Source organism: Halopseudomonas sp. L-58 (genome assembly GCF_056859475.1).
The window spans coordinates 31,616-52,364 of record NZ_JBSXON010000064.1 but is presented as its reverse complement, the minus strand read 5'-3'; the positions used below and the strand labels follow the sequence as shown (position 1 = coordinate 52,364).

20 protein-coding genes are annotated in these 20,749 nt (G+C 62.5%); 8 read left to right on the top strand and 12 right to left on the bottom strand.

What is annotated here, in order from left to right; genetic code table 11:
• Positions 1-159: 159 nt before the first annotated feature.
• Together yghU and AC13EY_RS10490 are read right to left on the bottom strand one after the other, a co-directional pair.
• The gene (gene yghU / locus AC13EY_RS10495) at positions 160-1,005 is read right to left on the bottom strand and encodes a glutathione-dependent disulfide-bond oxidoreductase (RefSeq protein WP_228246993.1); all 846 of its coding nucleotides are present in this window, start codon (positions 1,003-1,005) and stop codon (positions 160-162) included.
• Between the two features lie 128 nt (positions 1,006-1,133).
• Positions 1,134-1,745, bottom strand: coding sequence for a LysE family translocator (locus tag AC13EY_RS10490; RefSeq protein ID WP_228246992.1), 612 nt, complete (start codon positions 1,743-1,745; stop codon positions 1,134-1,136).
• Positions 1,746-1,888: 143 nt separating this feature from the next.
• On the opposite strand from AC13EY_RS10490, the gene AC13EY_RS10485 reads away from it, so the two are divergent.
• On the top strand, positions 1,889-2,374 hold the full coding sequence (locus tag AC13EY_RS10485) for an Lrp/AsnC family transcriptional regulator (RefSeq protein ID WP_410172330.1): 486 nt from the start codon (positions 1,889-1,891) through the stop codon (positions 2,372-2,374).
• 9 nt (positions 2,375-2,383) lie between these two features.
• Here the strand turns inward: AC13EY_RS10485 and AC13EY_RS10480 are convergent, their stop codons facing one another.
• Positions 2,384-3,370 (bottom strand): bile acid:sodium symporter family protein, encoded by a 987-nt coding sequence (locus tag AC13EY_RS10480; RefSeq protein ID WP_228246990.1) that lies wholly within the window; start codon positions 3,368-3,370, stop codon positions 2,384-2,386.
• 94 nt (positions 3,371-3,464) lie between these two features.
• On the opposite strand from AC13EY_RS10480, the gene AC13EY_RS10475 reads away from it, so the two are divergent.
• Positions 3,465-4,259 carry an AraC family transcriptional regulator gene (locus tag AC13EY_RS10475; protein ID WP_228246989.1) on the top strand — a complete coding sequence of 265 codons (795 nt, stop codon included), beginning with the start codon at positions 3,465-3,467 and terminating at the stop codon, positions 4,257-4,259.
• Positions 4,260-4,514: 255 nt separating this feature from the next.
• Positions 4,515-5,402, top strand: a complete 888-nt coding sequence (locus AC13EY_RS10470) for a cache domain-containing protein (RefSeq protein WP_228246988.1) — start codon at positions 4,515-4,517, stop codon at positions 5,400-5,402.
• A 41-nt stretch (positions 5,403-5,443) separates the two neighbouring features.
• On the opposite strand, the gene AC13EY_RS10465 is transcribed toward AC13EY_RS10470, so the two are convergent.
• The 4 genes from AC13EY_RS10465 to AC13EY_RS10450 are packed head-to-tail and all read right to left on the bottom strand — an operon-like array spanning position 5,444 to position 7,823.
• Positions 5,444-5,710, bottom strand: a complete 267-nt coding sequence (locus tag AC13EY_RS10465; protein WP_104739396.1) for a DksA/TraR family C4-type zinc finger protein — start codon at positions 5,708-5,710, stop codon at positions 5,444-5,446.
• 13 nt (positions 5,711-5,723) lie between these two features.
• Complete coding sequence (locus AC13EY_RS10460) at positions 5,724-6,485, bottom strand: SIR2 family NAD-dependent protein deacylase (protein WP_228246987.1); 762 nt, start codon at positions 6,483-6,485, stop codon at positions 5,724-5,726.
• 47 nt (positions 6,486-6,532) lie between these two features.
• Positions 6,533-7,342, bottom strand: coding sequence for a DODA-type extradiol aromatic ring-opening family dioxygenase (locus tag AC13EY_RS10455; RefSeq protein ID WP_228246986.1), 810 nt, complete (start codon positions 7,340-7,342; stop codon positions 6,533-6,535).
• A gap of 25 nt (positions 7,343-7,367) precedes the next feature.
• Positions 7,368-7,823 (bottom strand): DoxX family protein, encoded by a 456-nt coding sequence (locus tag AC13EY_RS10450; protein ID WP_228246985.1) that lies wholly within the window; start codon positions 7,821-7,823, stop codon positions 7,368-7,370.
• Between the two features lie 86 nt (positions 7,824-7,909).
• Here AC13EY_RS10450 and AC13EY_RS10445 point away from each other — a divergent pair, with 86 nt between their 5' ends.
• The 3 genes from AC13EY_RS10445 to AC13EY_RS10435 all read left to right on the top strand — a co-directional run bounded on the left by AC13EY_RS10445 (position 7,910) and on the right by AC13EY_RS10435 (position 11,554).
• Positions 7,910-8,842 carry a LysR family transcriptional regulator gene (locus tag AC13EY_RS10445; protein WP_228246984.1) on the top strand — a complete coding sequence of 311 codons (933 nt, stop codon included), beginning with the start codon at positions 7,910-7,912 and terminating at the stop codon, positions 8,840-8,842.
• A gap of 64 nt (positions 8,843-8,906) precedes the next feature.
• On the top strand, positions 8,907-10,820 hold the full coding sequence (locus AC13EY_RS10440; RefSeq protein ID WP_228246983.1) for a DUF294 nucleotidyltransferase-like domain-containing protein: 1,914 nt from the start codon (positions 8,907-8,909) through the stop codon (positions 10,818-10,820).
• A complete protein-coding gene (locus AC13EY_RS10435; protein WP_228246982.1) occupies positions 10,817-11,554 on the top strand; it encodes a 3'-5' exonuclease in 738 nt (245 codons plus the stop codon). The genes AC13EY_RS10440 and AC13EY_RS10435 overlap by 4 nt, the downstream gene beginning before the upstream one ends.
• Before the next feature lie 60 nt (positions 11,555-11,614).
• On the opposite strand, the gene AC13EY_RS10430 is transcribed toward AC13EY_RS10435, so the two are convergent.
• The 3 genes from AC13EY_RS10430 to AC13EY_RS10420 all read right to left on the bottom strand — a co-directional run bounded on the left by AC13EY_RS10430 (position 11,615) and on the right by AC13EY_RS10420 (position 14,404).
• The gene (locus AC13EY_RS10430; RefSeq protein ID WP_228246981.1) at positions 11,615-13,282 is read right to left on the bottom strand and encodes a BCCT family transporter; all 1,668 of its coding nucleotides are present in this window, start codon (positions 13,280-13,282) and stop codon (positions 11,615-11,617) included.
• Between the two features lie 248 nt (positions 13,283-13,530).
• A complete protein-coding gene (locus tag AC13EY_RS10425; RefSeq protein WP_228246980.1) occupies positions 13,531-14,205 on the bottom strand; it encodes a TetR family transcriptional regulator in 675 nt (224 codons plus the stop codon).
• Between the two features lie 4 nt (positions 14,206-14,209).
• Positions 14,210-14,404: a hypothetical protein gene (locus tag AC13EY_RS10420; protein ID WP_088277286.1), complete on the bottom strand. Its 195-nt coding sequence runs from the start codon at positions 14,402-14,404 to the stop codon at positions 14,210-14,212.
• A 105-nt stretch (positions 14,405-14,509) separates the two neighbouring features.
• On the opposite strand from AC13EY_RS10420, the gene AC13EY_RS10415 reads away from it, so the two are divergent.
• Positions 14,510-15,517: an amidoligase family protein gene (locus tag AC13EY_RS10415; RefSeq protein WP_228246979.1), complete on the top strand. Its 1,008-nt coding sequence runs from the start codon at positions 14,510-14,512 to the stop codon at positions 15,515-15,517.
• The gene (locus tag AC13EY_RS10410; protein ID WP_228246978.1) at positions 15,514-16,185 is read left to right on the top strand and encodes a gamma-glutamyl-gamma-aminobutyrate hydrolase family protein; all 672 of its coding nucleotides are present in this window, start codon (positions 15,514-15,516) and stop codon (positions 16,183-16,185) included. The genes AC13EY_RS10415 and AC13EY_RS10410 overlap by 4 nt, the downstream gene beginning before the upstream one ends.
• Here the strand turns inward: AC13EY_RS10410 and AC13EY_RS10405 are convergent.
• Together AC13EY_RS10405 and AC13EY_RS10400 are read right to left on the bottom strand one after the other, a co-directional pair.
• Positions 16,177-17,385 carry a Wadjet anti-phage system protein JetD domain-containing protein gene (locus AC13EY_RS10405; RefSeq protein ID WP_228246977.1) on the bottom strand — a complete coding sequence of 403 codons (1,209 nt, stop codon included), beginning with the start codon at positions 17,383-17,385 and terminating at the stop codon, positions 16,177-16,179. The genes AC13EY_RS10410 and AC13EY_RS10405 overlap by 9 nt on opposite strands.
• Positions 17,378-20,749, bottom strand: a complete 3,372-nt coding sequence (locus AC13EY_RS10400; protein ID WP_228246976.1) for an ATP-binding protein — start codon at positions 20,747-20,749, stop codon at positions 17,378-17,380. Before AC13EY_RS10400 ends, AC13EY_RS10405 begins: the two co-directional genes overlap by 8 nt.

Sequence of the window (20,749 nt, the reverse complement as noted above, 5' to 3'; positions counted from 1 at the left end):
AGCAGGCACATAAAAGAATGTTAAGAATGCATTATTGTTACGTTATAACAAATAAATACACCTAACAATCCGTGCACAGCCCCCGCGCGAGCAAAAAGAAGCCCGGCTGATGCCGGGCTTGGGATGCCAACGCGTGTGTGTGCTCCACCGGGCGCGGGATCAGACGTCGCCGATATCGCTGGCGTCGTGCCGTTCAGCCACCTGCAGGGCTTCGTCGCCCCACACGCGGTTGACCCGTCGACCACGCTGCACGGCGGGCCGCGCGGCGATCTCGGCCGCCCAGCGGCGCACATGTTCGTACTCGTGCACCGAGAGGAATTCGGCAGCGTCGTACAGAGCGCCTTCAACCAGCACGCCGTACCAGGGATAAATCGCGATGTCGGCGATGCTGTATTCGTCGCCCGCCATGTAACGGTTGTCGGCCAGATGGCGATTGAGCACGTCCAGCTGGCGTTTCACTTCCATGGCGAAGCGATTGATCGGGTATTCGAACTTCTCGGGCGCGTAGGCGTAGAAATGGCCGAAGCCGCCGCCCAGATATGGCGCCGAGCCCATCTGCCAGAACAGCCAGTTCATCGCTTCGGTGCGCTTGCCGTGATCCGTTGGCAGCAGCGCGCCAAACTTTTCGGCCAGATACAGCAGGATGGAGCCGGACTCGAATACCCGGGTCGACGGGTTGGTGCCGTGATCCATCAACGCCGGAATCTTGGAGTTGGGGTTGACCTCAACAAAGCCGCTGCCGAACTGGTCGCCCTCGTTGATGCGTACCAGCCAGGCGTCGTACTCGGCGCCGCTGTGACCCAGCGCCAGCAGCTCTTCAAGCATGATGGTGGCCTTGACGCCGTTGGGCGTGGCCAGTGAGTACAGCTGGAACGGGTGCTTGCCGATCGGTCGATCCTTGTCATGGGTCGGGCCGGCAATCGGGCGATTGATGCTGGCGAACTTGCCGCCGTTCTCGCTATCCCAGGTCCAGACCTTGGGTGGTGTATAGCGGTTGTCACTCATGCGATGTCTTCCTGTGTTCTGAAACCAGACAGCAAAGGGTAGTCGACAGAGCATGTCGAGCCGGGCACAGCAGGTCAATGCCGAATTCTCGCGCAGCGATGCCCGGAACTGCCGCCGCATTCCACCAACTAGAACATCAGCCGGGCACCAAAACCCACCAGCAGCGCACCAAATGCCCAGCGCTGCAGCTGTTGCAGGCGCGGCCGCTCGCGCAACATGCCCCCCATCAGCTTGCCGCCAGAGACGTAAAGCAGGTCAAAGCACACGCCGACCAGCAGCACAATCAGGCCCAGGAGCGTGAACTGCAGCGCGACGCTAGCGGTCTGCGGGTGAATGAACTGTGGCAGCAGCACCGAACAGAACAGCAGCGCCTTGGGGTTGCTGATGTTGGTCAGCAACCCGCGCCGGAACGCCGCGAGCGCGCTCCGCGAACGCTTGGCGCAAGCGTCCTCCGGTACCAGCGATGACGCCCGCCAGATCGAGATGCCAAGCCAGATCAGATACCCGGCGCCAAACAGCCGTACCGCGTTGAAGGCCCAGGGGGCCGCCTGTAGCAGCGCCGCCAGCCCCAACCCGGCCAGCGCCACGTGGGCTGCGCGGGCCAACGCCAGCCCGGCAATGGTTGCAGCGCTCTGTAGCCGCGAATGGCTCGCAGCGGTCTGCAAGAGCAACAGCATGTCCGGCCCCGGCACCAGATAGGCCACCGCCAGGACACCCACAAACATCCACAATTCCGTCATCTCAGGCGCGCTCCGGCCGTGTCATCTCTCAACAACTATCCTAGGGCCGAATGGCGATACAGGTCATTGCGAGTTAGTGCGCCAAAGTTTTATTTATTGGCATAAACTGCCAGTGAAAACCCAAATAAGTTGAGAATATGCCAATGCAATTGGATAACCTGGACAGACGCATCCTCGACGCCCTGCAGCGCAATGCCAAACTGAGCAACGTGCAACTGGCCGAAGAAGTCGGCCTGTCTCCTTCGCCGTGTTTACGCCGCGTGCGTCTGCTGGAAGAGGCAGGCGTGATTCGTGGCTACCACGCGCAGCTGGATCGCAGCAAAGCGGGCCTTGGGCTAACGGTGTTTGTTGGGGTAAAGGTCGAGCGGCACCACGACGCGTCGGCCAACGCCTTTCGCGCCGCGGTGATTGATTTGCCGGAAGTGATTTCCTGCCACGTGGTGTCAGGCGAGTCCGACTTTCTGCTGCAGGTGGTACTGCCGGACCTGGCATCCTACGAGGAATTTCTGTTCAGCGCCCTGCTCAAACTCCCTGCGGTCAGCGACATCCGCAGCAACTTCGCCATCTCGACCGTCAAGTCGCAGACGGCGCTGCCGCTGGATCATCTGCCGCAGGGCAGCCTGAGCTGACCTTCGTACTCAGGCGACGTCTTCGATGCCGGTCTCTTCGCGCCGGCCGTAACGCTCGGCCAGTACCGCGCAGACCATCAGCTGAATCTGGTGGAACAGCATCAGCGGCAGGATCAGCGTACCCAGTGCGCCGCCGGCAAACAGCACCTGCGCCATCGGTACACCGGTCGCCAGACTCTTCTTGGAACCGGCAAAGATGATGGTGATGCGGTCTTCAACGTTAAAGCCCAGTCGGCGACCCAGCCAGGCGGTCAGCCCCAATACCAACGCCAGCAGCAGGCAGCAGGCGACCACCAGACCCAGCAGCTCGGTCAACGGCACGGTTTGCCAGATACCCTCAACTACCGCGTGACTGAACGCACCAAACACCACCAGCAGGATCGAGCCCTGATCCACGCTCTTCAGCCAGCCCTTGTTGCGCGCCACCCAGTCGCCGATCCAGCGACGGGCAATCTGGCCGGCAATAAACGGCAGCAGCAGTTGCACCACAATCTTGCCGATCGCATCCAGGGTATTGGAGTCACCGGCCTGCGCGCCCATCAGCAGCAGCACCAGCAACGGCGTGACAAAAATACCAACCAGGCTGGAAGTCGCCGCGCTGCAGACCGCCGCAGCGACGTTGCCGCGGGCAATCGAGGTAAAGGCAATCGCCGACTGAACCGTTGCCGGCAGGGCGCAGAGGAACAGGATACCCAGATAGAGCTCATCCCCTACCAGCGGCACCAGCGCCGGTTTGAGCAATACGCCCAGCAGCGGAAACATGATGAAGGTGCAGGCAAATACCAGCAAATGCAGGCGCCAGTGGGTCATGCCGGCAATGATCGCCTCACGCGACAGCTTGGCACCGTGCATAAAGAACAGCAGCGCGATGGCGGCATTGGTCAGGCCATCAAAGGCGACAGCAGCCTGCCCGTGCACGGGAAACAGGCTGGCGGCAATGACGACAGCAATAAGGCAGAGGGTCATGTTGTCAGGTAAAAAGCGTGGGCGTGCCATGGCAATGTCTCGTTTTTCGTTATCAATGTTGCGACGTGCAGGGGAGGAGTTTACTGTCTGGACCAACGACCGACTAACGCGATTGGACAGCACAATGTCGACAAACGGACAAAAGCGCCTGAATCACCGTGCCGTACCCGATCTGCCCGCCCTGCCGCGGCCGTTGTATGCTCGCAGCGAATCGCTGCAACGCGGCACCACCACGCTCTGGCATAGCCACCCGTGGGCACAGCTGTCCTACGCCATTTCCGGCGTGCTGTCGGTGCATACCCACAGCGGGCGCTTTCTGGCCCCGCCGCAGCGGGCGATTCTGGTGCCGCCCGATCTGCCCCACGCGGTCATCAGCTCGCCCGACACCGAGATGCGCAGCCTCTACATCGAGCGCGACGCCATGCCGTGGCAGGCCGGGCAGTGCGCGGTGCTGGAGATCAACCCGCTGACCCGCGAACTGATCAACCAGTTCGGTCGCATTCCGGTCGAGTACGACGAGAGAGGTGCCGACGGGCGACTGGTCGCGGTATTGCTCGACCAGTTGACCGCCGCCCGCGATACCGGCCTGTATCTGCCCTGGCCGGATGACTCACGTTTGCAGCAGGTCTGTCAGGCGCTGTTCGACAACCCGGAGCAGGGCCTGACGCTGGGCGACTGGAGTCGGCAGCTGGGCTGTTCCGAGAAAACCCTGACCCGCCTGTTCCAGCGCGACACCGGCCTGAGCTTCCGGGCCTGGCGCCAGCGTTTGCGTCTGCTCAGCGCCTTGCCGATGCTGGAACGCGGCGAGCGGGTCACCGACATTGCGCTGGCCTGCGGCTACGACTCCACCTCGGCCTTTATCGCCGCCTTTCGCACGCAAATCGGCATGACGCCCAGCCAGTTCGCCAGCCACCAGTGATACTCAGCGGCGGACACTGACAATCTGCTTCCGACTATCAGCGTCCTGAATACCGCGCTCACTGAGCGCGCATCCTGCGCCGCCGAAGGCCCGTTTAGAGCGCGCCTCCGGGAATCAGCGTAAGATCAGTCCCAGTCCATTGGCACCGCGTTGATCCCGGACAATATCAGCCCGCTCGACAGCCCCCAGTATCCACCTAAGCTGAGGAAGGACGATTGCGTCCAAGCGACAACAACATCCCCCAGAGGAATGCTTATGAACTTCAAGAATCCGGTCATGATTGCTGCTCTGACCATGGCAGCACTGTGCCCGCCGGCCTTCGCCACTTCGCCCACTCCGCCCCCACCGTCGGCCGAACCAGGTTACGAACAGCAGGCAGCCAGCGCTGCCCAACTGCTGCAAAAGGCGATTGCTGCCTATCGCGAGGAAGGCAACGCGGCTTTTGCCCGTTTCAGCCGCCAGGGCGAATTTATCGATGGCGACCAGTACGTTTACGTGGTCGACGAGAACGGCTACATGCTGGCCAGTGGCGGCCCGTCGGCGGCCCTGATCGGTCGTGATATCACGCCGCTGCTGGACCCGGAACTGAAGGAAGCATTCAACTCGGCTCTGCAGGCACCGGAATCAGACACGGTGTCGAGCGCCGAATACCGCTGGATGAACTGGAACGACGGCAAGGTGGAACGCAAACAGGTGTTCTATCAGAAGGTCGACGGCAAGACCTTCGCCGTTGGCTATTACCTGCCACGTTCCAGCGAAGCTGCTGCCAAGGCACTGCTGGATGACGCGGCTGCCGCGATCGCAGACGATGCTGAGGCTACCATCGCCCGAATCAATCGACTGGACCCCGAGTTCAACCGGGACGACCTGTATGTATTCGTGGTGGATATGGACAGCATGAGCATGGTGGCGCACGGCTACAGCCGGCGTTTGCTCAACATTCACTTCCCGGATCTGAAAAACCGCGACGGCCTGCGCGTCGGCCAACAGATTCTGGATGCTGTTGAGGCCGGTGAAGACAGCGTCACCTACACCTGGCCCAACCCGGTAACCGAGAGGCCGGAAGAGAAGAAGACCCTGATCCGCAAGGTCGGCAACTATCTGGTTGCGGTGGGTTACTACCAGGAGCCGGTAACCGAGTAAGCCTGACAGGCTGGTGGCGCCCGCCATCAGCCTGCTTGCAGCTAGCGCAGCTGACTGTCCTTGCTGGCGCTGCGGTTATAGCCGGAATCGAACCGGGCGTCTTTCTCCTGCTCTGCCTGACAGGCCAGACACAGGCGCACACCCGGCAACGCCTGACGACGACGCTCGGCAATCGGCTCCCCACAGTGTTCACAGTGACTCAGACTTTCGCCCTTGGGCAAATCCTGCCGGGCGCGCTCGACAGCGGAATCGAGTGTCGCGTCGATCTGCTCCTGTACCGCTCCGTCCTGTGCCCAGCCACTGGCCATGATGCCTCCCGCTTTACTCGTCGAAAGCCGCTTGCAACAACAATGGCAGCACTTCGCCGGCCGCGCCAGCCAACAGCCATTCATGCTGACCACCCAACGCCTGCGGCTGCGGGTTGACGTGAACCACGGCCGCCCCGGCCTGCAGCGCAATTTCCGGCACCTGCGCAGCTGGATAGACCACGCCGGAGGTGCCAACCGAGAGCAGCAGATCACAATCAGCCGCCGCCGCAAAGGCCGCTTCGAGCGCATCGACCGGCAGGCTCTCGCCAAACCAGACCACGCCGGGCCGGACCAGACCGCCGCACTGCTTGCAACGTGGCGGCGCAAGACGCCGACCTTCGGCAGGTTCTAACGGTGGTTCGGGCGGCATGCTGAATGGCGAAGCACACCGACTGCACCGCGGCTGATGCAGGCTGCCATGCAGGTGCAACGCATCGGCACTGCCGGCGCGCTCGTGCAGGTCGTCCACATTCTGGGTGACCAGCGTCAGCTTCGGCACCCGCTTTGCCAGCTCGGCAATCGCCAGATGGCCCGGGTTGGGCTGAGTGCTCAGCACCTGCATGCGCCGCCACTCGTACCAGCCCCAGACCAGCTCCGGGTCATCCTCGAAAGCCTCGGGCGTTGCCAGGCGCATGGGATCAAACCGCGACCAGAGCCCGCTCAGCGCATCGCGGAAGGTGGCAATACCGCTCTCCGCCGACACCCCGGCACCGGTGAACACCACCATATGCTGCGCATCACGCAGCCGCGCCAGCAAGCCCTGATCAAACGTCATCACCGCGCCTCCATAACCAGTTGCCGTCATCGTGCACCAGGGCGGAGTCAGTCGGCAAATACAAAGCCGGCCAGCGGTACGCCCATCGCAACCTGATGAAAGTCAGCGCGACCGGGGCTGTCAGCAGCAGCGCCTGCCACCACATGCAGCGGCAGCAGATGCTCGGCATCAGGGTGTGCCAGCAGAGCGCCCGGCGCCTGCTGCCAGTCAGCCAGCGCAGCATCGCGCTCGGCCTGCGGCAGCACGATCATGTTCTGCAGCCAGCGATCAAAGGCTTCGACCGCCGGCGCCGGCGTCGCCAGATTGGCGCGCATCAGCGGGATATTGTGAAAGCTCATGCCACTGCCGACGATCAGCACACCCTGCTCGCGCAGCGGCGCCAGCACGCGGCCCAACTCCAGATGGGCCTGCGGGTCCATATCGGCCCGCAGCGACAACTGCAGCACCGGCATATCGGCCTCGGGCCGCACCAGCTTGAGCGGGATAAAGACCCCGTGATCAAACCCTCGACGGTGGTTGAACGCAGTATCGAAACCCGCTTTGCCCAGCAGCTCGGCGACCTCAGCTGCCAGCTCCGGCGCGCCCGGCGCGGGCCAGGTCAGCTGGTAGGTGTGCGGCGGAAAGCCGTAGTAGTCAAACAACAGGCCGGGGGCGGCCTGAGTATTCAGGGTAAAGACCGGTTCTTCCCAGTGGGCAGAGATCACCAGCAGGGCGCGGGGAGCCACATTCAGGCTCGGCAGCAGATTGCGCAACCAGGCTTCCATGCCCTGCCAGGTGTCGGCCGGTTCCCACTCCATGAAGAAGCAGGGACCGGCGCCATGGGGAAGAAAGACCGTCGGCAGTCGATTGGCAGACATCATTCGTCCTCCATCCGGTGAATGATCAGATACGCAGACCCAGGCGGGCATCCAGGGAGAAACGATCACCACCGCGCAGGAAGATACCGAAGGCAGTCATTGCCCACAGCAGCGGGTATTCGATTCCGCCATTGGTCCAGAAGAAGCCATTGGCCGTGTGCACAGTCAGCGCCACCCCAAGCATGAAGGTGACCGCCAGCGCTGCCGGACGGGTCAGCAGGCCAAGAACCAGTGCCAAACCACCAAAGAACTCGACCAGGCCGGCCAGCAGCGCAAACAGAATCCCGGGTGACATGCCCAGCGAACCTTCAAAGAACTGGCCGGTTGCTTCCAGACCGTAGCCGCCAAACCAGCCAAACAGCTTCTGCGCGCCGTGCGGCATCAGCATCAGACCGGCGGTAATACGAATCAGCGGATAGCCCAGCGGGGCCAGACGTTCAAAGATGGCCAGGCCGGGGGTAGCTGTGTGTTGGTTGCTCATGATGTGTCTCCAAAGGTTGCGTTGAGTTGATGGAGAGCAGAGTATGTTGGTTTCCAAAACGAAAGAAGACCGCAAAAAGGGAACCCATGGTTAACAAATCGGAAACCTTTGGCGGATCACTCGAAGACCTGTACGCCTTCTGCGCTGTCATCGAGTTTGGCACTCTTTCCGCCGCCGCCCGTGAACGGGGAGAAACCAAAGGCAGTATCAGCCGCCGCCTGTCGCGCCTGGAGCAACGCCTCGGCGTCGCCCTGCTGGCGCGCACCCCTCGGTCGGTATCGGCAACCGAGGAAGGCACCACGTTCTATCTGAAGGCCCGCGACGCCCTGACCTTGCTGGCCGACGCCAGCGCCAGCGCCCGCGCCGCGCAGGACGTGCCAGCCGGTCATCTGCGCCTGACCGCACCGCTGGACCTGGGAGTTGGCGTGTTGCCGTTGCTGCTTACACGGTTCCGCGCGCAGTATCCGCAAATCGACATCGAGCTGCTGCTGACCGACACCCCACTGGACCTCAGCGCCCATCGTATCGATCTGGCCCTGCGCGCTACGCCGGGCAACCTGCCGGACATGAGCTATCGCGCCTCTGCGCTGGTGAACTTCCACATCGGGCTGTATTGCTCACCAGGCTATCTCGCTGAACGCGAGCCGCCGAGCCAGCCTGCCCACCTGGCCGGGCATCAATTGCTGGCCTGTCGTGAGCGGGTCGGCGCAACAACCCTGCTGCTGAACGACAGTCGCGGGCATGGGGCCAGCCTGACCCTGAAGCCGGTCATGCGCACCAGCGACTACGCCAGTGCCCACCAACTGCTGTGCAACGGCGCTGGTATCGGCCCCCTGCCGGACCTGATTGCCCGCCAGAGTCTGGCCCGCGGCGAGCTGGTACCGATTCTTGCCGACTGGCAGGTAGCAACCGGAACCCTTTACGCAATCACTCTCAGCGGCGCTCAGGCCCCCGCCAGGGTGCGGTTGTTCCGCGAGTTTCTGCGCAAAGAGCTGACAACCCTGCAGCAACCGACCTGACCGCTGGCGCCATAGCCATTACACTGGCAACAGCTGCACTCCCCACACCCGAACCGGATGCCACATGCAGATTGAACTGATCGAGATTCGCGACCACCTGAGCCGCTTCCCGCCGTTCGACGAGCTGCCCGAGGAGCTGCTGGACGAGATTGCCCGGCAGGTCGAGATCGGCTACTTCAAGGCGGGAACAGATATTCTTGCCTTTAATCAGGAAATCCACGAGCTGCACTACATCCGCAGCGGCGCGGTCGATATCTTTCGCCGCGGTGGCGATCTCTACAACCGCCTGGGCGAAGGCGATATTTTCGGCCATTTCGGCCTGCTGCGACGCAACCGTGTGCGCTTTCCAGCCCGCGCTATCGAAGACACGCTGATTTACTACATCCCCGGCACGCTGTTCGACCAACTTTGTGAACAGCATGAGCACTTTGCCGACTTTGTCGAAGCCGAGGGCCAGTCACGTCTGAAAGCCGCCGTCGAAAACGGCCGCGCCAGTGAGCTGATGAAGATCAAGGTGCGCAAGCTGATATCCCGCCTGCCGGTCACCGTACCGCTGAACACCAGCGTGCAGGAGGCTGCGCAGGTCATGACGGCGCAAAGCGTGTCATCGCTGGTAGTCGTGGACCCGCACAGCCAGTGGCCCAATCCGGATCGCGTTCCGGTAGCCGATGCCCAGCACGGGGTGATGGTCGGCATCATTACCGACCGCGACTTCCGCACCCGGGTACTGGCCGAAGGCTTGCCACTGGACACGCCGGTCAGCGCGGTCATGTCACCCAACCCGATTACCGTTCAGGGTGACGACACCGTGTTTGAAGCCATGCTCAGCATGCTGCGCAACAATATCCACCATCTGCCGGTGGTCAAGCGTCGTCGCCCGATCGGACTGATCAACCTGAGCGACATCATCAAGTACGAATCCCAGAGCAGCCTTTATCTTGTCAGTGCGATTTACAACAAGAAATCGGTAGCCGAGTTGCAGGCCCTGCTGCCCGATGTGCGCGCCACCTTCGTGCGCATGGCCCGCGACGAAGCCAGCGCACACATGATCGGCAGTGCCATGTCGGGCATTGGTCGCAGCTTCAGCCAGCGTCTGCTGGAGCTGGCCGAAGACGAACTCGGCCCGCCGCCGGTCCCGTACGCCTTTATGGCGCTTGGCTCCATGGCGCGGGACGAGCAGCTGGTCGTATCCGATCAGGACAACGCGCTGGTACTGGACGACAGCTTCGACCCGGCCCTGCATGACGATTACTTTTTCAAACTGGCCACCTTCGTCAGCGATGGCCTGGCCGCCTGCGGCTACACCTATTGCAAGGGCGGCATCATGGCGACCAACCCGAAATGGCGCCAGCCGCTGTCGGTCTGGCGCAAATACTTTATCGACTGGATTGAGCACCCCAAGGCAGAGGCCCTGCTCAACAGTTGCATTTTCTTCGATCTGGATGCGGTCTATGGCGAGTCAGCACTGGTGGAAGAGCTGCAGGAATTGCTGGCAGAGCGCGCCAGCAGCAACGAGCCCTTCCTCGCAGCCCTTGCCCGCAATGCGCTGAACCGCACGCCACCACTGGGCATCTTTCGTACCTTCGTGATGGAGAAGGACGGCCGTCAACGCGATGTAATCAACCTCAAGCGCCGCGGCACTGCGCCACTGACCGATCTGATCCGAGTGCATGCACTGGCCTGTGGCTCACGGGCGCAGAACTCGTTCGAGCGACTGGATGCCATCGCCGCCACCAAGTTGATGCCGCCGGAATCACTGGAGCGGCTGCGCTACGCGCTGGAGTTCCTGTCGCTGGTACGCATCCGCCACCAGGCCATGGATATCGAGGACGGCATCGAACCGGACAACGAAATTGAGCCGGAAAAGGTACCCACCGTCGAGCGGCACAACCTCAAGGAAGCCTTTCAGGTGCTGAGTAACGCCCAGAAGTTCCTGCGCTTTCGCTACCCGCACCTGCCGGTCACCCGCACCCTATGATCCGCTTCAACCCCGCCGCCAACGCCGTCGACACGCGCACGCCTGAGTGGCCGACCGAGCTGGCCAGACTGGCCGAACGCAGCAGCCAGCCCGGCTTGCAGGCGTACTACCGCGCCGGCTGCCCTGCTGGTGACACGCCGCTGGAAGAGGTGCCGCTGGCGGCACTGGATATCGAAACAACTGGCCTGGATGCACGCCGTGATGCCATCGTCAGCATCGGACTGATGCCCTTCAACCTGCAGCGTATCCGCTGTCGCGAGGCCTTCTACGAGGTGGTGAAACCCGACATTCCGCTGAGCGAGGAGTCAATCACCTACCACCGCATCACCCACTCTGATATTCGCCAGGCGTCAGACCCTGCCAGCACCCTGAACCGCCTGCTGGAGGCCATGGCCGGGCGCATCATGGTGGTTCACTACCGGGCACTGGAACGCGCCTTTCTTGATCGAGCTGCCCGTCAGTATCTGGGTGAGCCGCTGTTTTTCCCGGTTATTGATACCATGCAGCTCGAAGCCCGAATGCACCGCGGCAGCGCCCAGCCCGGATGGCTGGCCCGCCTGTTCGGACGCGAGATCGAATCCATCCGCCTGGCGGACAGCCGCCAGCGCTACGGTCTGCCGCACTACCACGCCCACCACGCGCTGACCGATGCGCTGGCGACCGCTGAGCTGCTGCAGGCGCAGGTACTGACCCACTATCGGCCAGACACCCCGCTACGCGAACTCTGGTATTGAATAGGCAAACAAAAAAAGCCGCTCCCTGCCAGGGGAGCGGCCTTATCCGGCAGACGGCGATCAGCGCGGTTCGCTCATCAGCCCCTTGATGATCGCGATACAGCCAACCAGCAGCACGATGGTAAACGGCAGCCCGGTCGACACCGACATCGCCTGCAGCGCCGCCAGGCCACCACCCAGCAGCAGCGCGATCGCAACCACGCCTTCACTGATGACCCAGAACACCCGCTGGGGCACCGGCGCATTGACCTTGCCGCCGGCGGTTATGGTGTCGATCACCAGCGATCCGGAGTCGGACGAGGTAACGAAGAACACAATGACCAGTACGATGCCGACAAAGGAGGTAATCGCGGTCAGAGGCAACTCTCCAAGCATGACGAACAGCTTCAGCTCAAGCGCGGCGTCCTGAACGCCGGTGAACCCATCGGCCACGAACTGACCGATTGCGGTACCGCCAAAGGCCGTCATCCACAGTACCGACACCAGTGAAGGTACCAGCAACACCGCAATCAGGAACTCACGCACGGTGCGACCGCGGCTGACCCGAGCGATAAACATGCCGACAAAGGGTGACCAACTGATCCACCAGGCCCAGTAAAAGGCAGTCCAGCCCTGAGTAAAGTTGGCATCTTCACGGCCAACCGGGTTTGACAGTGCCGGCAGGTTGGCAAGATACGCCAGCAGATTGTCGAAAAAGCCGGTGGCAATGGCCAGCGTCGGGCCGACAATGATGACAAAGCCCATCAGTACGATGGCCAGTACCATGTTGATCTCCGACAGGCGCTTGACCCCCTTGTCCAGACCGGCGACGACCGAAAGCAGGGCCAGACCGGTGATCCCGGTAATCAGCAGCACCTTGGTGACATTGCCGGAGCCAACGTCAAACAGGTAATGCAGACCGGCAGTTGCCTGCTCGGCACCGAAGCCTAGTGATGTCGCCAGACCAAACAGCGTCGCGAAGACCGCCAGGGTGTCAATGACGTGCCCCGGCCAGCCCCAGACCCGCTCCCCGAGAATCGGGTAGAAGATCGAGCGAATGGTCAACGGCAGCCCCTTGTTGAAAGAGAACAGCGCCAGCGCCAGCGCCACCACCGCATAGATCGCCCAGGGGTGCAGCCCCCAGTGGAAAATGGTCGCCGCCATCCCCAGGCGCGCTGCTGCCTCGGTATCGCCTGCGGCGGCACCCAGCGGCGCCCAGTCGGTACGCAGGCCGTCCTCGCCAACTGAGACCCCGCCCAGCGATGAAGAGAAGTGCGACATCGGCTCGGATACGCCGTAAAACATCAAACCAATCCCCATGCCGGCAGCGAACAGCATGGAAAACCAGCCGAGGTAGCCGTAATCGGGTTTGGCCTCCATACCGCCAAGACGCACCTTGCCCAGCGGCGAGACGATCAAGCCGAGGCAGAGGATGACGAATATGTTGGCGGCACCGATGAAAAACCACGCCAGATTGCCAGTCAGCCAGTTGCGCAGGGCGGTAAACAGCGGCGCCACTTCGGTCTGCAGTGCCAGGGTCAGCACCACAAACAGCACGACCGAGAGCGCTGAAATGATGAAGACCTTGCCGTGAATATCCAGGTTCAGCACAAAGCTGCCGGAAATGTTGTCCTGACCAATTACGTAGTCGGTATCGATCAGGTTGGCATCACCGGTCGGCGCCGGGATACCGTCATTACCGATAGGATCGGCGTTAGAGTCGTGCTCGTTCAATGGTTCTCTAGCCATCTAAAGATGCTCCGATACTTCAGTGCGGGCTATGCCCGATGACGTGTCGACGGCACCGCGAGAGCGGCGCAGCGAAAACAATTTACAGCCCCTAAAGGCAGTGAGGTGCACACCACAAAGGGTGTGCAGCAAAAACATCCAATCCGCCAGGCGGCCGTGTCAATGCGAAGCGCTTTCCCAATAAAAGCAGCACAATGATAGCCAGTTGACAGGAATTAGTGAAATCGGCGGGACAATCAACAGCCTGTTCAGGGGCGCAATTCACCCTGGTCAAGCAGGCTGACGGCACCACGGAACAGCATCAGTACCTGCTCCTCTGCCAGCGCAAGAATGTCGCTACGGCGCGCAGGGTCACCCAGATAATCAAGCGACTGATAGAGCATGTTGCGGTTGACCATGCCAGCAACCCGGCGCAGCTGCGCCGGACTGACCCGCTCAGGAATCAGCCGCAGCTCGCGAATATCCTCGGCCATATCGTCGGCAAACTCGTCCATCTGCCGACGCAACTCCTCGCGCAGCAACGCCGAGGGCCCATGCAGTTCGCGCAGGGCGATCAGCACCCGATCGCGATGGGTGTGCACGTAATCGAAATACAGTCGCAGCGTCTGCCGACACACAGCGCGCCCCTTGCTTACGCCCGGCTCGCCGGTACCCTGCTCGACCTCGGTCGCTGCCTGACGACGCAGGGCTCGCAGCGCCGAGCGCAACTCGCTTTTGGACTGTCTCAGCAACTGCAGGCCGAGGTCTTCCATATCACGGAAGTGACGGTAGAAGGTATTGGGATTGAGACCCGCCTCACGGGCAAGTTCGCGCAACCCCAGACTGGTCACACACCGGCTGCTGGCGGCCAGGCGCTCGGCGGCATCAAGCAGCGCCCGCTTGCCGGGCGGCTCGGCATGTTTCTTCGGTTCGGTGCTGGCCACCACCTCAGTTGCCCGGTGCGGACCTCAGAATCGCCAGCACCTGACGGTTGGACAGGCCATACTCATCCATGAGTGCCCGCAGGGCATCGTTAAAGGCCAGCTCCTGCTGCAACCCGGAGTCCTGCTTCATCTTTTCCAGCTGGGCCAGCTGGGCGGCCAATTGACGCTCGGCGGCGCGAAACTCGGAAAGCTTGCTCATGTCATACCTGTGAGAGTGGATACAAGAGAACCAACGACGAGAATACTACACCAGTTCAGCGCAAACGCCCTGTCGCCACCGCTGAGCAACGCAAAGGAGTACGCCATGGATGACAGTCCCCCCGCACTGGTCATGCCCCCAAGACAGCAGACCGCAGAGGGAGCGCAGCGTCGCGTCGGCGTTGAGCTGGAGATGAACGGCATCGATCTGGACCGGTTGAGCACGCTGGTCGCTGCCAGAGGCGGCTATCGAATCGAACAGCCAGGCCGCTGCGAGCGACGCCTGACCGGTGACCCGGCTGGCGACTGGGTGGTTGAGCTGGACTCGCAGTGGATCAAGAAAATCGGCCGTGAGCCGCGACCGCAGGGTGACGAGTCGGCAGAACTTCTCGGTTCGGCCGAGGATGCCCTGATCTGGATGGCTGAATCGCTGGTGCCGGTCGAGCTGGTTAGCCCGCCGTTGCCGCTGGACCGCCTGGACGAGATCAACGAGCTGATCCACCAGCTGCGCGAGGCAGGAGCCAAGGGCACCAGCGACCGCCTTACCAACGCCTTCGGCATGCAGTTCAATCCGGAAATTCCGGACGCCGACAGCCGCACCCTGTGTGCCTATCTGAAGGCCTTTCTGTGTCTCTACGACTGGATGAACGAGCGGGCGCAAGTAAACCTGACGCGCCGTATCACGACCTACGTTGATCCGTTCCCGGCCGATTACGTCAGCCTGGTTACCGACCCCGACTACTGGCCCGACCAGGCCCAGTTGATAGACGACTACCTGAAGCACAACCCGACCCGCAACCGTGCGCTGGATATGCTGCCACTGTTTCGGCATCTGGACGAGGAACGGGTGCTCGCCTGCACCCAGGACCCGCTGATCAAGGCCAGGCCGACCTTTCACTACCGGCTGCCGGACTGCCGCATTGATGAGCCCGACTGGGATATGACCGAGGCCTGGAACGACTGGCTCGAGGTCGAGAAACTGGCCGCCGATCATGAGCGCCTGCAAGGCTGCTGCAAGGCCTATCAGCAGTGGCAACAACAGGGGCTGGGCCGACTGCTGGACAGCTGGCCACGGCAGCTGGAACGTGACTGGCTGCAAAAGGATACGGCATGAAGAAGCCCGTGATCGCCATCACCGGCCCAGACCGCGGCGCCACAGGGCCACGCTTTCTGGTGGCCTGGGCGATACGCCGCTATGGCGGCATCCCGCTGCAGCTCAGGCCTGGCGACGAAGAGCGCGCACAACGCTATCAGGGCGTGGTCATTACCGGCGGGCACGACATTGACCCGGTACTCTACGCCGCCGAGCCCGAGGTCAAGCCACGCTACGACGGCGCCCGGGACCGCCTCGAGTCCGCCGTCATCGACCATGCCCTCAGCCACGGGCTGCCGCTGCTGGGCATCTGCCGCGGCGCACAGCTGCTCAACGTGCGCTGCGGCGGCAACCTGTTTCAGGACCTGCGCTCACGACGCAAGCTGACCTCGCATCGACGTACCGTGCTGCCGCTGAAAACGCTCTGCGTGGAGCCGGACAGCCATCTGGCACGCCTGCTGGGCCGCCAGCGGGCTCGGATCAACAGCCTGCACAACCAGGCGATCAATCGGGTGGGTGATGGCCTGGTCATCAGCGCCCGGGATCTGGACCAGATTCCCCAGGCCATCGAGGCGCCGGGGCGCAGCTTTGTTATCGGCGTGCAGTGGCACCCGGAGTTTCTGCTGTTCCTGCCCCGTCAGAGACGCCTGTTTCAGGCGCTGCTAGCCGCGGCACAAGAGTCACTCTGACCAGGCAGTGAGTGCTGCATGCACCCAGTCCGGCGCAAGACGCTCCTGTTCCAGCCTTGCAAAACCAAACCGGCCAGCACGCAAATCGCGGAACAGCTGCGCTTCGGTAGCGGTCAGCGCTGCCGGCTCAGCTACAACAGAGGCAGGCTCAGGCACCATGCGCGCCTGATGCTGCAACAGGGTCTGTTGGTCCATCAGCAGCGGCTCGATATTCGGAAGTTTGCTTCTGGCGTCAGCAAGCATGGTCAGGCCTTCAGAGTCGATATCGCCCCAGTAGGCCACCTGTTTGCTCTGCAACCATTCGGCCTGTAGCCAGCTCAGATTCTTGCCGCCGCCGAACACCGCAATGCAATCATCCAGCGCCGGCAAGCCCAGGCCGGACTGCACGTTCTCTACCACCAGAATGCGACCGGCGGGCAGCGCCGTTGTCAGCAGAGTGTCGGTCGACAACTGAAGCAGCGGTAGGCCGCCCAGCGCCGCGCGACTGGACTCGCACAGCGGACGCACCCACAGCCAGCCGCGTGGATTGGCCTGACAATTGAGCCAGCTCAACAGCCCGCCTGCGTCGCTGATCGCGCCCTGCTGCAGCACATCCAGCATCAGTTCGATAAGGCGCTGGTGCTGCTCGACAAACTTGGTGTCCACCTGCACCAGCGGCAGGGCACGCAAATAAGCGCCCCCGCCCATGCTGGGGCGTAGCTGAGGCAGTAGCGCAAGCAGCAGCTCCAGATCGTTATCGCTCAGCCGCTCCAGCTCCTCCAGTTGACTGACCAGCAGCGCAAACATCGAGCGTTGCAGCGTAGCATCCTGCAGCCATGCCACCGACAGGCAGCGGCTGATGCGCTGCTGCCAACCCTGTAAGGCCTGCTCAGCCGCCGGGCCAAGCAAACGGGCTAGCATGGCCGGGTCCTGTGCAACCAGATGGGTGGGCACCGGCTGGTTACCCAAGTGCCGATAGGTCGTCTTGCCCCAGCACACCGCGTGCGGCGGGGCGAAGTCACGCCACGCCTGCACAAAAGCATTGAAATGCGCCAGCTCACCCAGTGCCGCCGAGCCTTTAGGCGGCCTCAGAGAAATCTTGGCGGGAAACGGTAACTCACCTGTCAATCGCGCCTTGAGACGCCGCCGGTTGTCCCACTCACGGCGTTGCAGCAGCGCCAAGGCCTGTGCAGGTAACAGCCCCCAGCGCGGCTCAGCCATCGACCTGCACACCCAGCGCGGCCGCCTCGTTCTGCAACTGCGCTTGGCGCGCCTGCGCCATACGCTGGTCAATCTCCTCCCAGGTCAGCTCGCACAGGTGGCTCTCGTGGCTATCCGCGTCGCGCTCGGCAATCAGCAGTGAACGGGCCGATTCTCTGGCGAGGTTAAGGTTCTTGTAGGGCGTAATCAGGTTAACGTGAATGTGCAGCTCCCGGAAAACCCGCAGAACGCGCCGGCTGACCGACTCGGCGGTATTGGAGAAGGCCTCGTCGAGAAACACCGTGCAGTACACCGGCTTATCATGGCCGTCGGGCGTCAGCACATAAGCCAGACTGGCCGCCACCACCATGCCGGCAAAGGATTCTTTCTCTCCACCGGACTTGCCGCTGGAGGAGTTGAGCACGTCACGCACATCCTCGGTGATGCTGTCGACCTCCTCGGCGTAAAAGGTCATCTGATAGCGCGGATCCAGCAGGCGCAGGCTTTCCAGGGTGCCGGCGGTGCCGGTGGAGCTAGCCTTGTCGAGGATGGCGACTACCTCGGACAGCGACTGAAAGCGCAGCTCGTGCTCATCGCTGTTGATCTGGCTGAGCGCCCGATTGAGCTTGCGCTGAAAGTCCAGCACATGCGGATACTGCTCGCGCCGCGAGCCCAGTCGCAGGTAGCTGCCGACCTTGAACTCGGTACGCTGCAGTACTGCGTTGATGGTTTGTATGCGTTCCAGAATCTGCTCACGCTCGGCGTCCAGCTTGTTGCGGATGCGCGCCAGCGACTGGGTCGCGTGGCGGTTCAGGCGTTCACGGAACTGCTCCACCAGCGCCGGTAGGCCTTCACGCTGCAACGCCTGGAGGTGCGTAAGAAAGTCGCCCAGCCCGGCGAGGCCGGTCGGCCAGTCGACTACCAAGGGCGCCCATTGATCTTTCAGGCGAAAGCCACCCATGATGCCGTTAGCGGTATTCTCAGAGGTGCCCTTGCGCCCACGCTCGGTATCGATTAACCGGTCCAGCTCGCGATCTACGGCAGCCTGGCGCTCACCGTCCTCCAGGGTGACAACACCAACGCGCTGCGCCAGCAAGGCACGCCCCTGGTCGCTAACACCCTCGGCGGCCAGTTCGGCGGCCTGCGTGTGGGCCTTTTGCGCACTTTCCAACTGGCCCTGCACCTTGCCCTTGGCCTGTTGCAGGTCACCGAGCCGTTGGCCGCAAACGGTATGCTCGCTCTTCGCCTGCTGCCAGCGCGCCAAGGCCTTGGCCAGGTCGCCGTCAGCGGACTCCAGCGCCTGCAACTCGGTCCGAAGTGCACTCTGACGCCCTTCCCAGTAGGGCGCATCCAGCTCATCCCAGTGATAACTCCGCACCCGCTCCAGCAAACTCTGCCGGCCGGTTACCTCGTCCATCGCCGTGCGCGCCGTTGCCACTTCTCGCTCCAGGTTGCCAACACTGCTCTGCAGACGCGTTCGCTCGCCATTGAGCAGCGCCAGCCGCGAGGTATTGGAAAACCCCAGACACCAGCGCCGGCGATCATCCACCCGCGCCTGGTCCTTTTTCTCGAAGCGGCCGTGTTCACGTTGCACGAGACCTTCGCGGGTGGTCGAAAAAGGCGTGGCGTCCAGCACCTCGGTGCTATCTACACAGTGCAGGTCATGCCGGCTCAGGTGCTGCTTGAGCCAGTCGCGGTAGGGGTGCTGACGCCAGACCAACTTGCGCAAAAAACCGTCGTCCCAGAACGACGGCGGCGTAGCTGAGCCCGCCGCGCGCACTACCTGTACCCGCACATGCAGTCCGGTGTGCCGCGCATTCAGCCAGCGGGTAACCATCGAATAGCCCTGCGCCGGCACCAGCAGTGTGGTGCGCAGCCCGCCCAAGGCGCGCTCGATAGCGCCCTGCCAGGCCGTTTCTTCATTTTTCACATCGATCAGTTCGCCGATAAACACCAGCTGCTCGGCGTCCAAATCCAGTGCCGTTACCAGCTCATCGCGCAAGCGCTGGTAGGCCGGCTCGATATTGGAATTGGGCCGCGCCTCGATCTCGCGGATCTGCTCAACCGTCTCGCGTAATTGCTGCTGCGCCTGACTCAACTGGCCACTGGCCTCGGCAAAGCGGTTCTGGCTGTCTTCGCGGCTTTGGTCGATGGCCTGCAAGGCGCTGCCAGCCTGGCGCTGGTTTTCGACAAACCGGCTTTGCTGCAAAGCCTCCGGCAAACCCAGCGCGCGCATGTCCTGCTGATACTGCGACGCCTTGCGGGCAATATCCTTCAAGCGAGCTTCAGCATGCACCAACTCCTTGCGCAGCGCTTCGACCTGATTACCGCCGTGTTGCAGATAGGCCTCGTGCCGCAGCTCGACCTGCTGGGCGGCGTCGTCCAGGGCCCGCTGTGCGGCCTCGAGCTGCCGTGTCACGTCAGCCAACTCTGCCTCAACGACCGCAATGCGCTCGGCCCAGAGCTGGGCCTGCGCCTCGGCAAAGTAGCTACGCAGGTCATGCTTTTCCAGCCAGAGCTGCTGCAGCGCCTGCTCCGCGCGCTGGATGCTGGCGGCGAGTTCGGGCAAGCGCTGCAAGTGCTCGACCTGGGCGCGGGCATCGCTCAGACGGTCATGAATGGCCACCAGATCAGCAAATTCGTCGACCACCTCGCGCGCGTCCTCACGCACGGCGCTGGGTTCCAGCACCAGTTCGCGGATCAGGCGAGTCAGGTCATCAATCTTTTTCAGACCCAGCGCCCGTGACAACAGCGCCGGGGCATTGCGGTTATCCATATGCAGCAGCTTGCGATAGAGCTCCTGGTACTCGGCAAAGTGTTCGTCACAACAGGTGATGCGCGGGTCATCACGCAACCACTGCTTGAGCTGTCGGGCATTACCCTCGCCAAAGGCATTAAGCATGTCCTTAAGCGCCAAGTTGCGCTTCGCCACCACATACACCCGACTGACATCACTCAGTGCGTTGCTGGACTGTGTGGTCCAAAAGAGCGCCGCCAGAGTAATTTCGGCGCCGTCATCGGCGCGATAAAGCGCCCGCAGGCCGGTTACCACTGCTTTGTCCCGCTTGCTTTTTACTCGCGTTCCGGCACCCTCATGGGCCGCGCCGAAGCTACCGCGCATATAAGACAGCAAGGTGCGGTCAGCGCGGTCGCCCTGGGCTGCCGCCACGTTGAAGGTCGCCTTGCCCGCGGGCAACAGCAGCGCCATCAGGCCATCGACGAAGGTGGACTTACCGGCGCCATTGTCCCCGGTGATCAGAGTGCCAAAGGGATCAATACTGGCGCTGTGCAGCCCGTCAAAGGAGCCCCAGTTGTAGACTGTCAGCTCGCTGAGCCGAATCTGCCCATGCTGAAACAGCTCCGCTGCGCTCGTTGCGTTATCCAT

Coding starts and splice junctions, on each gene's coding strand:
- yghU (WP_228246993.1), bottom strand. CDS start 1,005: ATGAGTGACAACCGCTATACACCACCCAAGGTCTGGACCTGGGATAGC.
- AC13EY_RS10490 (WP_228246992.1), bottom strand. CDS start 1,745: ATGACGGAATTGTGGATGTTTGTGGGTGTCCTGGCGGTGGCCTATCTG.
- AC13EY_RS10485 (WP_410172330.1), top strand. CDS start 1,889: ATGCAATTGGATAACCTGGACAGACGCATCCTCGACGCCCTGCAGCGC.
- AC13EY_RS10480 (WP_228246990.1), bottom strand. CDS start 3,370: ATGGCACGCCCACGCTTTTTACCTGACAACATGACCCTCTGCCTTATT.
- AC13EY_RS10475 (WP_228246989.1), top strand. CDS start 3,465: ATGTCGACAAACGGACAAAAGCGCCTGAATCACCGTGCCGTACCCGAT.
- AC13EY_RS10470 (WP_228246988.1), top strand. CDS start 4,515: ATGAACTTCAAGAATCCGGTCATGATTGCTGCTCTGACCATGGCAGCA.
- AC13EY_RS10465 (WP_104739396.1), bottom strand. CDS start 5,710: ATGGCCAGTGGCTGGGCACAGGACGGAGCGGTACAGGAGCAGATCGAC.
- AC13EY_RS10460 (WP_228246987.1), bottom strand. CDS start 6,485: ATGACGTTTGATCAGGGCTTGCTGGCGCGGCTGCGTGATGCGCAGCAT.
- AC13EY_RS10455 (WP_228246986.1), bottom strand. CDS start 7,342: ATGTCTGCCAATCGACTGCCGACGGTCTTTCTTCCCCATGGCGCCGGT.
- AC13EY_RS10450 (WP_228246985.1), bottom strand. CDS start 7,823: ATGAGCAACCAACACACAGCTACCCCCGGCCTGGCCATCTTTGAACGT.
- AC13EY_RS10445 (WP_228246984.1), top strand. CDS start 7,910: ATGGTTAACAAATCGGAAACCTTTGGCGGATCACTCGAAGACCTGTAC.
- AC13EY_RS10440 (WP_228246983.1), top strand. CDS start 8,907: ATGCAGATTGAACTGATCGAGATTCGCGACCACCTGAGCCGCTTCCCG.
- AC13EY_RS10435 (WP_228246982.1), top strand. CDS start 10,817: ATGATCCGCTTCAACCCCGCCGCCAACGCCGTCGACACGCGCACGCCT.
- AC13EY_RS10430 (WP_228246981.1), bottom strand. CDS start 13,282: ATGGCTAGAGAACCATTGAACGAGCACGACTCTAACGCCGATCCTATC.
- AC13EY_RS10420 (WP_088277286.1), bottom strand. CDS start 14,404: ATGAGCAAGCTTTCCGAGTTTCGCGCCGCCGAGCGTCAATTGGCCGCC.
- AC13EY_RS10415 (WP_228246979.1), top strand. CDS start 14,510: ATGGATGACAGTCCCCCCGCACTGGTCATGCCCCCAAGACAGCAGACC.
- AC13EY_RS10410 (WP_228246978.1), top strand. CDS start 15,514: ATGAAGAAGCCCGTGATCGCCATCACCGGCCCAGACCGCGGCGCCACA.
- AC13EY_RS10405 (WP_228246977.1), bottom strand. CDS start 17,385: ATGGCTGAGCCGCGCTGGGGGCTGTTACCTGCACAGGCCTTGGCGCTG.
- AC13EY_RS10400 (WP_228246976.1), bottom strand. CDS start 20,749: ATGGATAACGCAACGAGCGCAGCGGAGCTGTTTCAGCATGGGCAGATT.